Source organism: Paenibacillus sp. FSL L8-0644, assembly GCF_038008165.1.
GTDB lineage: Bacteria > Bacillota > Bacilli > Paenibacillales > Paenibacillaceae > Paenibacillus > Paenibacillus polymyxa_D.
Map to the genome: position 1 here is coordinate 1,024,776 of NZ_JBBOYN010000001.1, position 14,167 is coordinate 1,038,942.

A 14,167-nucleotide genomic window follows, 5' to 3' on the forward strand; every position below is an offset into this window, starting at 1 on the left:
CGCTAATCTTCGTTGAAAATAAAAATTTTATAAATAATGTTGTTGTAAACTAATTTGTATTGATGTTAAATAATAAAAGAAAGCGCAATCATTTATGAATTAGGATTTCATCATGCGAAGGGGGAAGGATATGCTGCTGCGAAGAAAAAGCATGGCTTTGATGCTTATGGCGGTGGTTTTGATGGCTGGACTGCTGCAAGGCTGTTCTTTCAAGACCGATGAAAAGGAAGGGCCGGGAACAGAACTTGTATTATGGACGTTCAATGAACTGCATGAGAAGTTTTTTCTGCAAATGGCTGACCAATGGAACCAACAGCACCCTGATGAATTGATTAATTTGAAAGCGAATACATTTCCTTATGACAACCATCACAGCAAGCTGTCGATTGCGCTGCAATCGGGGGTGGGAGCGCCGGATATCGCGGATATCGAGGTGAACAAGATCGGTAATTTCCTCAAAGGGATACCGCAACTGGTCCCGCTTAATCCGGTGATTGACCCCGAGATCAATAACATTGTACCTTCCAGAGTACAGATTTACGGCAAAGACGGTAAATATTACGGCATTGACTTCCACGTTGGGGCCGAAGTGATGTATTACAATAAAGAGATTATGGATCAGGCGGGGGTAAACCCGGATTCCATCGTCACCTGGGCAGACTATGCTGCTGCAGGCAAGCAAGTACTTGCGAAAACAGGCAAGCCAATGGCGACCTTAGAAACGAATGACCTGTGGAGCTATTGGCCGATGATCTCCCAGCAAAATTCAGATTTTCTGGATGACAAGGGCGAGTTGACGTTGGATAACGAAACCAATATTAAAACACTTGAGTTTCTTCAACAGATGGTAAAAGACAAAGTCGCTATTCCCTCACCGGGCGGCGGGCATCATATGGAGGAATACTACGGGTTTATGAACAAAGGCGGGGCTGCTTCGGTATGGATGCCGATGTGGTACATGGGGCGTTTTACGGATTACATGCCTGACCTGAAAGGTAAAATTATCATCAGACCCATGCCGGCGTGGGAAAAAGGCGGCTATCGCTCAGCGGGTATGGGCGGAACCGGAACGGTAGTCACGAACCAATCAGAGCACCAGGATCTGGCGATGCGTTTTCTAGCCTTTGCCAAGCTGTCCAAGCAAGGGAATGTGGAGATTTGGAAGCAGCTAGGGTTTGATCCCATCCGCAGTGAAGTGTGGACAATGCCGGAAGCCAAAGCCAAAAACAAATTTACGGAGTATTTCGGAACAAATATTTTTGACACGCTGATCGAAGTCAAAGATGAGATCAATGCGGTGCATATTGGACCGAAAACGCCTGACATCGCCAGTGCTGTACGCAATAAAATACTTTATCGGACACTACAGAGTGGCGAAGATCCAGCCACGGTGCTGCATGAGCTAGCAGATGAACTGAGATAGACCCCAACAGGAAAGGGAGTGAGATTCATGGCAACGCCCGTTCATACGAACGCTAATGTACCGACAGGTCAGCCGCCAAAAACTCAGCGTCCGGCCAGAAGCCAATGGAGCCGATTTATTCATTCCAGTCGTACGGCACCGTATGTGTTTGTCCTTCCATTTTTACTGTCCTTTGCGCTATTTTTTGCCTATCCGGTCATCTCGACGGTCATTATGAGCTTCCAGGAAGTCCTGCCAGGGATAACAACTTATGTTGGACTGGAAAATTATAAGGACTTAATCAATCCTACGTTTGGAAAGGCGATATTGAATAGCGTCCTGTACACGCTGCTTACACTGGTCGTGCTGATTCCTCTGCCGCTGGTATTGGCAGTATTGCTGAATTCGCCTAAAATGCCGGGCAGAGGGTTGTTTCGCTCCGTGATGTTTATACCTGCACTAACCTCGGTGGTGGTAGCAGGAACGATCTTCCGCCTCATGTTCGGGGAATTGGATGGTTCGCTGATGAACTCCCTGTTGGGGGTCTTCGGTCTGGAGCCGTATAAATGGCTAATGAACGCCAACACCGGCTTTTTAGCGTTGATCGTGCTGGCCTTGTGGAGATGGTTGGGCGTAAATATGCTGTACTACATGTCGGGACTCCAGAACATTCCTCCCGAGTTGTATGAAGCTGCGCAGATTGATGGAGCCAGTCGTTTCGATTCATTTTGGCGGATTACGATTCCTATGCTGAAACCAGTGACGATCTACGTATTTACGATTAGCATTTATGCGGGGTTGTCCATGTTCACGGAAAGCTACATGTTGTGGAACGGAAATAACTCCCCGAACGATATTGGTTTAACGATTGTTGGCTATCTCTATCGCCAAGGTCTGGAGCAGAACAGTATGGGCTTCGGAGCTGCGGTGGGCATTGTATTGCTCGTATTTACACTCGTGCTGAACCTGATCCAGCTCAAATTTTTCGGCATGTTCCGGAAGGAGGATTAAGCGATGGCTCAGAAACAAAAAGGCTCATTATCCGCATTGCTCGTTGTCCTGTTCATTCTGTTTGCCGGGTTTGCCCTGTTTCCGCTATTTGCCGTGACGCTTGCCTCGTTCAAGCCATCTACGGAGCTGTTGCGCTACGGCTTGAATCTTAAGCTGGAGTGGGACATCATGTCCTTGAAAAACTATGCGTTCATCTTTCAGGGGACGACGGATTATTTTCAATGGTACTGGAACAGTATTGTTATTACCGTCTTGTTTACGGTGTTATGTCTGATATTGTCCGCGATGGTGGGCTATGGTCTGGAGATGTACCGTTTTAGATTGAAAAATGTGATTTTCACACTGGTGCTGGTTGTAATGATGATTCCGGTAGAAATTATCATGCTGCCGCTCTACAAGCTAATGATCGGCATGAAGCTGATTAATACAGTATGGGGTGTAATTCTACCCTTCGTCGTCGCGCCGATCCCAATCTTTTTCTTCCGTCAATATTTGAGTGGAGTACCCAAGGATTTTATGGATGCTGCGCGGGTTGACGGCTGTTCAGAATATGGCATTTTCGTACGCATTATGATGCCTCTAATGGCGCCTGCATTTGCGGCAATGGCTATTTTGCAGGCGATGAACAGTTGGAATAACTTCCTGTGGCCGATGATTGTATTGCGGACCAACGACATGCTGACACTGCCCATTGGACTGTCCAGTCTGCTGACGCCATATGGCAACAATTATGATGTGCTGATCGCGGGCTCCGTTTTGGCTATTTTACCGATTCTGGTCGTGTTTCTATTCTTCCAGCGTTACTTTATTGAAGGAATGACGGCAGGTGGAGTAAAAGGGTAATCGGAAAGGTATTCAATGGAGCGATTGAATACAAGAAATGTGCAACGTCAGAAAAGGCTGATCGGGCATTGTCCCGGTCTGCCTTTTTTTAGATTTGATTGATTTTCATTCTCATTTTCATGCTATCATCTGCACAAGCTATGGGTAAACGTGGTATGATATTTGAAAGATTTCAAATACAGAAATATTCAGGCGGAGCGTGGAGAACCTATGGAACCAACAGAAACCCAGAAAACTGACCCGGCCATGGCGTCAACCGTTGGCATGGAGGATATTGTACGGGCGCATCATATGCTGCGTGAGGTGATTGTACGTACACCTTTACAGAGGGATGCCGTCCTATCGGCCAAATATAACTGTAATGTGTATCTGAAAAGAGAGGATCTCCAAGTCGTGCGGTCCTTTAAAATCCGTGGTGCTTACAACATGATCCGTAGCTTGACTCCCGGACAAATGGAAAAAGGCATCGTGTGTGCGAGTGCAGGGAATCATGCGCAAGGTGTGGCTTTTTCATGTAATGCACTTGGTATCCACGGTAAAATATTTATGCCGAGTACAACGCCTAATCAGAAAGTGAAGCAGGTTCGTCGCTTTGGGGGAAACAGTGTAGAGGTCATTTTGACCGGAGATACGTTTGACGATGCTTATGATGAGGCCATGAAGGTGTGTAGCGAGCAGGCAATGACCTTCATCCATCCGTTTGATCAGCCGAAAATTATTGCGGGCAATGGTACGATTGCGATGGAAGTGATGGAGAGTCTAGATACACCTATGGATTATGTGTTCGTAACGATTGGCGGCGGCGGTTTGGCGGCAGGCGTAGGTACGTATGTTAAAACCGTGAGTCCATCCACCAAGGTAATTGGTGTGGAACCCCTTGGCGCGGCGTCAATGACGGAAGCGATGCGTTTACACAAGGTGGTTACACTGGATCAAATAGATAAGTTTGTTGACGGAGCTGCGGTGAAGCGTGTGGGTCAGCTGACATACGATATTTGTAAACATACCTTGGACGATATTGTGAAGGTACCGGAAGGTAAAGCATGTACCGCGATTCTGGAGCTGTATAATGAAAATGCGATTGTTGTGGAGCCTGCGGGTTCACTGCCTGTTGCAGCACTTGATCTGTACCGCGAGCAGATTCAAGGCAAAACGGTTGTCTGTATCGTCAGCGGTGGTAACAACGATATAGATCGAATGCAGGAGATTAAGGAACGGTCCCTAATTTACGAAGGACTGAAGCATTATTTTATGGTGAATTTCCCGCAAAGAGCTGGGGCACTGCGTGAGTTTCTACAGGATGTGCTTGGACCGGACGACGATATTACTAGGTTTGAATATACAAAAAAGAATGATAAGGAAAATGGGCCAGCTCTGGTCGGCATTGAACTGTTCCACAAGGAAGACTATCTTCCTTTAATTGAACGAATGAACCGCAAGGGGCTTAAATATACGGAACTGAATAAAAACGAAAATCTATTTAATATGCTAATTTGAAAAGGAGCCTGCGGGCTCCTTTTTTGTATCAAAATTTTGCAAAATCCTCATATGCATAGCGGTATGCGTAGTTTATGAATTTCTTTTTATTTGAAATAAAGCGTTTACAAAACAGAATGTGATAGGTTAATATATGGGTAACTTCATAAGTATAAACACTAATGTAATAGGTGTGTCACCTGAATTTCATTATAAGATACTCATTCGGAGGTGCGAAAGAAATGTTGAAAGCATGGAAAAAATCAGTACGGAGTAAATTGACCCGAACGGCGTTTGCTGCTGTAACCTCGGCTGCTTTGTTACTTTCAGTGATGCCATCTGCATCCGCAGAGCACTGGGCGTTAACTGGTGATGTGGCAGTACATGATCCGTCCATTACGAAGGAAGGCAACGCTTGGTATATTTTCTCCACAGGGCAGGGGATACAGGTTCAAAGATCGGACGACGGACGCAATTTTTACAGATTGCCGCAAATATTCCTGTCGCCGCCATCATGGTGGAAATCGTATGTACCTAAGCAAAAGCCTAACGATGTGTGGGCACCGGACGCTCAGAAGTACAATGGACGTGTCTGGGTTTACTATTCCATTTCAACTTTCGGGTCGCGCACTTCGGCCATTGGATTAACTTCAGCAACAAGCATTGGTGCGGGAAGCTGGAGAGATGATGGACTCGTGCTGCGTACGACGGATGCCAACGATTATAATGCGATTGACCCGAATCTCGTCATTGATGCTTCCGGTAACCCGTGGCTTTCCTTTGGTTCATGGAATTCAGGCTTGAAAGTGACTCGACTGGATAAAAATACGATGAAGCCTACGGGCCAGATCTATTCTATCGCCAAGCGTACGGCTGGTGGTTTGGAAGCGCCACATGTTACATACCGGGACGGCTATTATTATCTGTTTGCTTCCATTGATAACTGCTGCAAAGGCGTAGACAGTAATTATAAGATTATTTACGGGCGCTCTACTAGTATTACCGGACCGTATGTGGACAAGAGCGGCAAAAGCCTGATGGACGGCGGCGGAACGATACTGGATGCGGGGAATGACCGTTGGAAGGGACCTGGCGGCCAATCCGTCTATAACAACAGTGTCATTGCGCGTCATGCCTATGATGCCACTGATAAAGGAAATCCAAAACTTCTGATTAGTGATTTGAAATGGGATTCGGCAGGCTGGCCTACGTACTAAAGAGAGGACCGTTTGGAGTCACCTATGTAGTAAAATCATATAGATATATTCAAAAACTGTTCCTCTTATGGGGAACAGTTTTTGGCTTGCAATGTCATAGAAACATGCTATTATGTATCAAGTTGATAATAATTATCATTATCGTTATCATTTTGGAAAACGTAATGATTTTTTCAGGTACGGAGGGAGTGACCTCATCAAATGCAGTCTAAAGACAGCATGGACAAACATACAGCTCGGACAGAGAGGGCAGTTCCTGAAGTAGTCATAACAGCACGTCCAGTACTTCGAGCGGGTAGGATTCGGCAGGCGTTGTTGTTCACAGCTTCGGCTGTATTGTTGGGTTTGGCCATATTCGCCGCCATTTCTCTCGGAGCCAAGGACTTGACCGTAAGCACCGTGTGGTCGGCAGTATTTCACTATGATCGTTCGCTGATGACACATCAGATCATTCATGAGTTGAGATTGCCGCGTGTACTCGGTGCAGCTGTTATTGGAGCTGCGCTTGCGGTTGCAGGTTCTCTGATTCAGGGCATTACGCGCAACCCGCTGGGAGATACAGGTGTGCTGGGCATTAACGCAGGAGCGATGTTTGTAGTTGCAGTGAGTTTTGCCTTTTTTCCCGATCTTCCTTATGGGACGTTAATAGTATTGTCGTTCCTGGGGGCGCTAATGAGTACCTTACTGGTATTTGGTCTGGGAGCATCTGCGCCTGGTGGATTGACACCTATGAGACTGACGGTGTCTGGAGCTGTGACGGCTGCCCTGTTAGGTTCCATGACTTCGGGGATTGCGATTTATTTTGATTTAAGTCAGGATTTAGCCTTCTGGTATGCGGGGGGTGTAGCCGGGATCAAATGGTCGCAGCTTGAGATTCTTGCACCGATTTTGCTTATTGTGATCGCCTGGTCTATGGGGCTGGCACGTTCTATTTCGCTGATTTCGATGGGCGATGAGGTGGCGTTAAACCTTGGGTTGAATCTCAGGCGCATTCGGCTTTTGGGTCTGCTGACCGTAGTGGTACTGGCCGGACTCTCTGTATCGGCTGCTGGAGCCATCGGCTTTGTAGGTTTGGTTATCCCACATATCGCTCGCAAGCTAATCGGTGTGGATTATCGCCAGATCGTGCCGCTGTCTGCGTTATTGGGAGCCGTGTTACTGGTGCTGGCAGATTTGGGAGCGAGAATGGCAAATCCGCCAGAGGAGCTAGCTATTGGAATTATGGTGTCTTTTATCGGAGTACCCTTTTTCCTCTTTCTCGCCCGTAAGGAAAGGAGGGATTTATAGTGAGTCGCTCTTTAGGGATTGGGGACACGAGAACGAAAAAGGCTTGGCTCGTTTGTTTGGTATTGGCGGGAATCAGCTTTGCCGTCCTTGTTTTGGGTTTGAATACCGGAACGATTCGTATTCCACCGCTACGCGTGCTGGATACGTTGTTTGGCGGTGGCAGCGGACGTGATCATATCGTTCTGTTCGAGTATCGTCTGCCTCGTATTGCTGTAACGGTGCTGGCTGGAGCGGGACTAGGCGCAGCCGGGGCGGTCATGCAAGGCTTGTCGCGGAACGCACTTGCTGATCCGGGAGTGCTCGGTCTTCATGCAGGGGCTGCGTTGGGACTGGTAATGTTCGTTAGCTTTTTTCGCGACTTGGACGGTTCGGCCGCCGTCCTGATCCCCTTGTTTACCTTTGCAGGAGGTGTCATTGCGGCGGTGCTGATTGTTTTGTTGTCCTATAGCCGTAACAGAGGAATCGTGCCAGTGCGTCTGATTTTGTCCGGTATCGGTGTAGCCTCGGGCCTTAGCGCTATAACGCTGTATTGGTCCTTGCGGCTGGATGAGGATACATACGCATTTACCGCACGTTGGTTGGCTGGCAGCGTTTGGGGCCGGGACTGGATACATGCAGCAGCTTTGCTGCCTTGGTTAGTCATTGTATTACCCTACGTTCTGTCGCAGACGCGCAGTCTGAATAACCTGTCGTTGGGCGACGAGACCGCGGCTGGAATCGGTACAAGTGTGAAGCGCCAGCGCCTATTACTGCTGGGCGCAGCCGTGGCTCTATCCAGTGCCAGCGTATCCATGGCCGGAGGCATTGGCTTTATCGGGCTCATTGCGCCTCATCTGGCTCGCCGCCTGGTTGGGCCGATGTACCAGCATTTGCTGCCAGTAGCCTGTTTGGTCGGGGTCGTCATTCTGGTCACCGCCGACACGATTGGGCGTTCGGTGTTTCAGCCGAATGCGATTCCCGCAGGTGTGGTGGTTGCTGTGGTAGGAGCTCCGTATTTTTTATTCCTGCTGTCCCGAACAAAATGACAGAAGAAGCCTTCTATAATGATCATTATAATGTAGAGTTCTATAGCATAGGAGAGAATAAACATGAGAAAACACAGATTTGAGGGTTCAGGTTTTAAACGTTCATGGGTAGTCACAACTCTTGTTGTATGCATGATCATGCTATCTGCTTGCGGACAAGCAGCCGACAAACAGACTGCCGATACGAAAGCGGCGGACAGTGCGCAGACAACTATTAGTGCGGATTCGCGTATTGCTTCGATGTCTATTCATTTGACGAACAACCTGCTGGCATTGGGCATTACTCCGGCTGGTTCGGTCATTGGCGGAGATGTGAAGGATTTTCTACCGCATGTAAAAGATCGTCTTCAAAGTACCCGTAAGCTAGGTGTTGTCACTGATCCGGATATGGAAGCGGTACTGGAGCTTCAACCTGATCATATTTTCTTGGACAAAAAATATTCGGGAACCGATGTGGCCAAGTTTGAAAAAATTGCGCCGACCGAAGTTTTTGATCTGGATGAAGGCACATGGAAAGATCAATTGAAAAAAATAGCCGTTATGGTCAAACATGAAGCACAGGCAGACGCATTTCTAAAAGACTATGATACACAGAGGGAACGAGTCAAAAAGCTGATTCATTCAAAAATTGGGGACGGAACGGTTATGGCTATACGTGTGACGGCGAAAGAGGTTCGTGTTATGGGGATGAAGCGTCCGGTAGGACCGCTGTTATATCAGGATTTGGGCTTGAAGCCAGCCAAAGGTGTAGAAAAGATCGACAAGGCTTATCAGGTGGTTTCCCAAGAGGTTTTACCGGATTATGATGCCGATGCGATTCTTGTTATCATCAGTAAAGGCGCGGATGCCCAAAAGGTATACAAGCAGCTGGAAGGAAACACAGTATGGCAAGGTCTCAAAGCGGTGAAGCAAGGGCATGTCTACATGTTGGACGGACAGCCTTGGCTGGACTATTCCGCAATGGGACACAAAATGGCTCTGGATAATGCAGAACAACTATTTTCCAAATAAGTTCTAAAATATATCAAGCCGTATTCCTCCATGCAGCTTCTTGCAGGCCAGGAATACGGCTTTTTGGCGCACACCCCAGCTGTAAGTCGATTGCCTGATCGAAATGAAAAGGAGCTGCTATGACCCAAAATGGGGCAGCTCCATATAATGAAAATTGCGGGCTATGAACGTTTTTTACGCAGAAAAATTGGTTTGAGTCCAATAAAGCCGATGGCGGCGAGAATTAAATTTACCCAAGGTGAGATCCTGAATACTGGCAGTACACTGCGCAGCGCTAGTCCGGCGACAAGAATCACGACAACTAAAACAACATACATCAAGATGGATTTAAGATTCATCTGGGGCTTTACGGGGGCGGGGTTTGGATGTTGTATCTCCTCGCCTTCTTCGGGACGATCCATAAAATTCATCAGGGCTTCAACGAGTAGAATGGCTCCTGCGGCGATGATGATAAGAGTGGATAGGCTGATTTCTTCAAAGGGTTTGAGATCTCCGCCTGTAAAGGTGACAAACCATCCGATAATCGCCTGTGTCAAGAAAAACATGGACAAGGCAACCCATGCAATAAGCGTATAATTTTTTGCTTTATTCATTGCTTCCTCCTGCTTTATGAGCGTATTCCAAGCTGATGGAACCGCCATTTCGTAACAAAGACAGTATACGTGAGGAAGCGTCGGATGGCAAAAGACTTTATCTCTAGCATGTATATTACCGTTGCATTCTCCTCAAACTGGATAGAGGGTGAGCACGTGGAGCAACCTGAATATAAACGTTGAGAGGATGTGGCATCATGAAACTGGAGAACCAGGCAGATTATTTAGTCCAAAAACGACTGGGAAACGCTTCGAATGGGAATAGCGGGGCGGCCTCGTCTACAAATGTGAGTCACCGGAGCGTTCAAGCAACATCTCCAACGTACCGTATAGTGGACGATATCGAAGTGGCTGAGGATACAGAATTTGCAGGTGAGCTAGGTGCACAGAACTACCGCAGCCTGTGGCATGAGGATGAACATAACGGCGACTCTTGTAAACTGCAGTGGGAAGGACGAACGGAGACCCACCAAATGTTCAGGAACAGCTACGAATAACGAATGTCACTTTAAATGTAGTGGATTCACTCAATAAGTGTAGTATAGCGTTCTCCGGAATCGCATCGGGGAGCGCTGTTTGTTTACTTTTTTAACGATGTGAACTGACAGGTTGACAAGGAAGCAGGGCGATGATAGACTGACTTTACTATAAAACTTATTAAACTTATCGGAATTAAAGTGAATGAATATCCTGGATGGATATTCCACGTTACTATATGAGTTCGAAATCATAAATGTGTAGTGAAGCTTGAAACAGGGGGAATCAGGATGGAACGGCAAATTGGAATTCGTTTTGAACATGAAGAGCTGGCCGCAACAATTCATTATCCAAACCGTACAAATGAGGGAGAGCGTCAGAGACGAGTTCCCCTCGTTGTTATATGTCACGGTTTTGTAGGCAATCGTATCGGCGTAGATCGATTATTTGTCAAGACTGCGCGTGAACTGGCCGAAGGGGGATATTTTGTCCTGCGCTTTGATTTTGCCGGTTGTGGGGAAAGCACAGGTGAATACGGCAAGCAGGGGCTCGAATCCATGATTAATCAGACACGTACCGTATTGGATTACGCCGTCAATTGTGCGGACATTGACCCGACCAAGGTGACGCTGATCGGTCACAGTCTGGGGGGCGCGGTTGCCCTTCTCACAGCCGTACGGGACAAGAGAGTACAAAATCTGGTCCTTTGGTCAGCAGTGGGCTATCCGTTCAATGACATCGTCAAAATTACGGAGCGAAGCGTGTACGATGAGTCTGTTAAAACTGGTCATGCCGATTATTTGGGCTATAAGTTTACGCCCGCTTACTTTGAGTCGTTAGCTCAATTTCAGCCGTTCCAGGAGGCCGTTAAATTTAACGGGGATGTGCTCGTCATTCATGGAACCTCGGATGATATTATTCCTGTCGATTATGCATTTCTGTTTCAAAAGATATTCTGGATGCGCCCAGAGGGACGCTGTGATAAAGAGATTATTTTCCAGGGAGATCACACTTTCTCGTCAGGTAAAGAGCGGCAACGGCTCATTGATCGGACGCTTGAATGGCTGGATGAACAGGAAAATATTCAACGTGATTGGCAGCACTGGATGATCTGATTTCAGTGTGTAACGGATTGTATTGGAAATTGCGCCTCCGCCGGAGTAAAATGGAAGAGTAACACTATACTGGCGTGTGGAGGTTGGCAGCGATGACATTACCCTCAATTTTTGTTGCGCATGGTTCACCGACACTGGCTGTAGAAAATAACGCATATACCAGCTTTCTTGCAAAGCTGGGCGCGAGCCTGCCCCGACCCAAAGGAATTGTCATTTTTTCCGCGCATTGGGATAGCCCCGATCAATGTATTGGCGCGGATGATCAGCATGCAGCGTTGCACGATTTCTATGGCTTTCCTGAAGAAATGTACTCAATCGATTACCCTGCACCAGGCGATCCAAAGCTGTATGAGGAGATAGAGCATCTGTTCAGTCAGCATAACTTGTTCCACCAGCCGGTTCGGAACCGGGGACTGGATCATGGAGCATGGGTGGTTTTGCGGCATATATATCCTGATGCGGACATACCGGTCGTACCGTTATCTATTGATTCTCGGCGCGCTCCTCAAGAGCAATACGAGATTGGACGGATGCTGGCGCCGTTGCGAGAACAAGGGATTTTGATTATCGGTAGCGGCGGATTGGTCCACAACTTGCGGACACTCAAGCAGACGAGTGAGCCAGCCGATTGGGCCGTTCAATATGATGACTGGATTGCACAGCAGCTTCAAGACTGGAATTTACGTCACTTATTCCAATATGACAAGAAGGCTCCATATGCCAAACAAGCGGTACCTTCTTATGGAATAGAGCATTTTTCACCTTTGTTTTATGCGATGGGGGCTGCGGATCAGGAGCGCTCCGCGCATAAGCTTTTTCAGTCGTATGTCCTTGGCTCGCTGAGTCTCAATTGTTGGGCTTTTGGTCAAGAAAGTGATACGTAAATGTAAAAAAGAACTTCCGAATCCACATGCTGTGTGGGAATGGAAGTTCTTTTGTGTATTTTGCGTCTTCGATTAATTAGAAGGCACGTTCTTTTTTAGCCAAGTGGATACCTGCGAAGTACGTTGATCTCCATTTTGATCCAACAGTGTCATAAATGCTTTCAGCTTTTGAATATAGGTGCTCTTCGAATCCATATTACGTTGAACGAACCATTGATACCCCTTTTTGGCATTCGGATGAATCTTCCCGGTATCATGATCGAATAATGGCGTATTGTTCGTGCCGTAGAAAGTATAGAAAAAGTACAGATCGTGCAATTTTTTTATAGCTTGTGTACGATTGGAATGTGGATATTGGTTTAAAAACAATTCCTGTGCCAGCACTCGTCCGGCTAACTGTTGATAGCCGATACGGAGCGCGGCATCCTTGGTAGCAGCCTGTCCGGATTCCATCGACATGATGTCAATATAGCTGCGGATATCTGCCGTGGTGTGCTTCCCGAATACTTTATATTTTTCATAGTTGATGATTGGGTAATACATGCCTTCTGCGGTTTCAAGTTTGTAGCCGGCATCTCTTGTTTGAGTTAGCAACTTTTTCAGGTTCGCATCGCTGGCACGGCTGATTACATTTGTGAACGAATCACCGGGTTTATAGATTTGATTTATTTTGGTTTGAACAGAGGTCGGGTATAGGGTCTGTGCATAGGAATCCAATTGCTGGTTCTGTGCATTTTCCAGATGAAGCACCATGAGGGTAGCTTGAGAAGCTGGAATGGATTGAATATGCTTTTGCAAATAAGTGAATGCCTGAGATAGCTTGCCGGGTTGGCCTAGTAGCTGCTCGAAGGTCTTGGAGATATGTTGTACACTTTCTGCCTGAGATGTCGTAGTAGACGTCGCCGCTTGGGCTGATGCCGTATATCCCGATCCCATAGTCTGCACTGTGAAAGTTACTGCTGCGAGCATGAGATAGGCTTTGGTGATTTTTTTCATGATATAACCCTCCATTACGTTCTTTGATGTAACTGTAGTGTATAGGGTAAATGTATCGTGAGCATTCCATGTTGTATCCAACTTGTAAACGTTTGGGGAGGATAATGAATCCGATAAAAGAGTCCGAGTTAGGAGGAGCTAAAATCCTCCTTGTGAGCATAACAGCGCAAAAAAAATAACCATTATCCCGGAGGATAACGGTTATTTGGGGGATGTTTAAGCTATTTTTCGACTAGGGTCCGCTGGAAAGGTATCTTTATTTTTACCAAACAGTCCACGCAGGAAGGGCAGTACCCAACGGTCAAAGCCAATTCTTCCGGCATTTGCGCCAGCAACTACGAGGAAGATTTCAAACAGCAGGTAGATTGCATTGGTGCTTACTGTACCCGAGAACAGGAACGAGAAGTTCATAACCATGGCCATCAAAGCAGCCAGTGTAGTCAATGTACCGAGAAGCAGGCCAACCCCGACCAAGAACTCACCCAACGGGATCAGGACGTTGAACAAACCTACATTCGGCAGGGCAAAGGCTTCGAGGAACGATCCCCACCAGCCTTGTACAGCGGGATGGTCTCCACCTGTTTTAGCAATGGCCCCCGAGATAAATCCGCCTGCATCGAATCCACCTGTCAGCTTTTCAAGTCCGTGAGTCATCCATTCATAACCTAGATAAACCCGTACGACAGTCAGCAACCACATTGCGACTTTGTTCTCACGTAACCAGCTATTAAACATTCAAACCACTCCTCTTTCTTAATCTATAATGTTGGTTGTATTTCATTTTGTTGGGATGATCATCTTTGCTACACCTTTATTGTAGTAGGTTCAGT

General features: G+C 47.0%; 14 protein-coding genes. 11 read left to right on the plus strand and 3 right to left on the minus strand.

Features of this window, described 5'->3' with window-relative positions:
- Nucleotides 1-130 precede the first annotated feature (130 nt).
- The 8 genes from NSS94_RS04600 to NSS94_RS04635 all read left to right on the plus strand — a co-directional run bounded on the left by NSS94_RS04600 (nt 131) and on the right by NSS94_RS04635 (nt 9,272).
- On the plus strand, nt 131-1,423 hold the full coding sequence (locus NSS94_RS04600; RefSeq protein WP_069012873.1) for an ABC transporter substrate-binding protein: 1,293 nt from the start codon (nt 131-133) through the stop codon (nt 1,421-1,423).
- Nucleotides 1,424-1,450: 27 nt separating this feature from the next.
- A complete protein-coding gene (locus NSS94_RS04605) occupies nt 1,451-2,413 on the plus strand; it encodes a carbohydrate ABC transporter permease (protein ID WP_029517137.1) in 963 nt (320 codons plus the stop codon).
- 3 nt (nt 2,414-2,416) lie between these two features.
- Complete coding sequence (locus NSS94_RS04610) at nt 2,417-3,256, plus strand: carbohydrate ABC transporter permease (RefSeq protein WP_029517136.1); 840 nt, start codon at nt 2,417-2,419, stop codon at nt 3,254-3,256.
- 210 nt (nt 3,257-3,466) lie between these two features.
- Nucleotides 3,467-4,753: a threonine ammonia-lyase IlvA gene (ilvA, locus tag NSS94_RS04615; protein WP_341038765.1), complete on the plus strand. Its 1,287-nt coding sequence runs from the start codon at nt 3,467-3,469 to the stop codon at nt 4,751-4,753.
- 221 nt (nt 4,754-4,974) lie between these two features.
- Nucleotides 4,975-5,949 (plus strand): glycoside hydrolase family 43 protein, encoded by a 975-nt coding sequence (locus NSS94_RS04620; RefSeq protein ID WP_029517134.1) that lies wholly within the window; start codon nt 4,975-4,977, stop codon nt 5,947-5,949.
- Between the two features lie 201 nt (nt 5,950-6,150).
- Nucleotides 6,151-7,236: a FecCD family ABC transporter permease gene (locus tag NSS94_RS04625; RefSeq protein ID WP_318628218.1), complete on the plus strand. Its 1,086-nt coding sequence runs from the start codon at nt 6,151-6,153 to the stop codon at nt 7,234-7,236.
- The gene (locus NSS94_RS04630) at nt 7,236-8,261 is read left to right on the plus strand and encodes a FecCD family ABC transporter permease (RefSeq protein WP_069012875.1); all 1,026 of its coding nucleotides are present in this window, start codon (nt 7,236-7,238) and stop codon (nt 8,259-8,261) included. The genes NSS94_RS04625 and NSS94_RS04630 overlap by 1 nt, the downstream gene beginning before the upstream one ends.
- A gap of 63 nt (nt 8,262-8,324) precedes the next feature.
- On the plus strand, nt 8,325-9,272 hold the full coding sequence (locus tag NSS94_RS04635; protein ID WP_039272395.1) for an ABC transporter substrate-binding protein: 948 nt from the start codon (nt 8,325-8,327) through the stop codon (nt 9,270-9,272).
- 161 nt (nt 9,273-9,433) lie between these two features.
- Here NSS94_RS04635 and NSS94_RS04640 read toward each other — a convergent pair whose 3' ends face one another.
- On the minus strand, nt 9,434-9,865 hold the full coding sequence (locus NSS94_RS04640) for a hypothetical protein (RefSeq protein WP_029517130.1): 432 nt from the start codon (nt 9,863-9,865) through the stop codon (nt 9,434-9,436).
- 197 nt (nt 9,866-10,062) lie between these two features.
- Here NSS94_RS04640 and NSS94_RS04645 point away from each other — a divergent pair, with 197 nt between their 5' ends.
- From NSS94_RS04645 to NSS94_RS04655, 3 genes are all read left to right on the plus strand, one after another.
- The gene (locus NSS94_RS04645) at nt 10,063-10,362 is read left to right on the plus strand and encodes a hypothetical protein (protein ID WP_341038768.1); all 300 of its coding nucleotides are present in this window, start codon (nt 10,063-10,065) and stop codon (nt 10,360-10,362) included.
- A gap of 270 nt (nt 10,363-10,632) precedes the next feature.
- Nucleotides 10,633-11,457 (plus strand): alpha/beta hydrolase, encoded by an 825-nt coding sequence (locus tag NSS94_RS04650; protein ID WP_029517128.1) that lies wholly within the window; start codon nt 10,633-10,635, stop codon nt 11,455-11,457.
- Between the two features lie 92 nt (nt 11,458-11,549).
- A complete protein-coding gene (locus tag NSS94_RS04655) occupies nt 11,550-12,341 on the plus strand; it encodes a dioxygenase family protein (protein ID WP_029517127.1) in 792 nt (263 codons plus the stop codon).
- A 72-nt stretch (nt 12,342-12,413) separates the two neighbouring features.
- Here the strand turns inward: NSS94_RS04655 and NSS94_RS04660 are convergent, their stop codons facing one another.
- Together NSS94_RS04660 and NSS94_RS04665 are read right to left on the minus strand one after the other, a co-directional pair.
- Entirely contained in the window at nt 12,414-13,337 is a 924-nt protein-coding gene (locus tag NSS94_RS04660; RefSeq protein WP_341038770.1) for a hypothetical protein, read from the minus strand.
- A gap of 216 nt (nt 13,338-13,553) precedes the next feature.
- Entirely contained in the window at nt 13,554-14,072 is a 519-nt protein-coding gene (locus NSS94_RS04665; protein WP_029517125.1) for a DoxX family membrane protein, read from the minus strand.
- Nucleotides 14,073-14,167 lie beyond the last annotated feature (95 nt).